The sequence below is a fragment of the Pseudomonas sp. 2822-15 genome (assembly GCF_002742515.1).
GTDB lineage: Bacteria > Pseudomonadota > Gammaproteobacteria > Pseudomonadales > Pseudomonadaceae > Aquipseudomonas > Aquipseudomonas salomonii.
Genome location: NZ_LJRY01000139.1, coordinates 1 through 680 on the forward strand (window position 1 = coordinate 1; position 680 = coordinate 680).

General features: G+C 54.3%; 1 protein-coding gene. It reads right to left on the reverse strand.

What is annotated here, in order from left to right; all coding sequences use genetic code 11:
* A partial coding sequence (locus tag AOA59_RS01300) for an immunoglobulin-like domain-containing protein (protein WP_143522747.1) occupies window positions 1-680 on the reverse strand: 680 nt, incomplete at both ends.

A 680-nucleotide genomic window follows, 5' to 3' on the forward strand; every position in this document is an offset into this window, starting at 1 on the left:
GCTTTATCAGCACTCAGAGAAACCGTGGTGTTGTCGATCGAGTCGGTAATCGAAGTGACGGCCGCTTTTGGATCGGTAACCAGATTCTCAAAGTTGCCGCCTTCGGTCTTCGCGATGGTGGTGCTGACAGTCGAACCGTTGTTATAGACGTCATTGGCTGGAGTGTTAAACACGGTCGAGCCGACAGTTTCACCGGCCTTGATCGTGATGGTCTGGCCGTTGCTCAACGTTACGGTGACGTCGGTCTGCGCCTTGTTAGTCAAGGTCGCGGTGTAAGTGATGTCACCGCCTTCAACTACCGAGGCTTTATCAGCACTCAGAGAAACCGTGGTGTTGTCGATCGAATCGGTAATCGAAGTGACGGCCGCTTTCGGATCGGTAACCAGGTTCTCGAAGTTACCGCCTTCGGTCTTCGCGATGGTGGTGCTGACGGTGGAACCGTTGTTGTAGACGTCGTTGGCTGGGGTGTTGAACACAGTCGAGCCTGTGGTCTCACCGGCTTTGATGGTGATCGTCTGGCCATTCGAAAGCGTCACGGTAACGTCGGTCTGCGCCTTGTTAGTCAAGGTCGCGGTGTAAGTGATGTCGCCGCCTTCAACTACCGAGGCTTTATCTGCACTCAGCGAAACCGTGGTGTTGTCGATCGAATCAGTGATGGCTGTTTCAGCTGCCTTCGGATC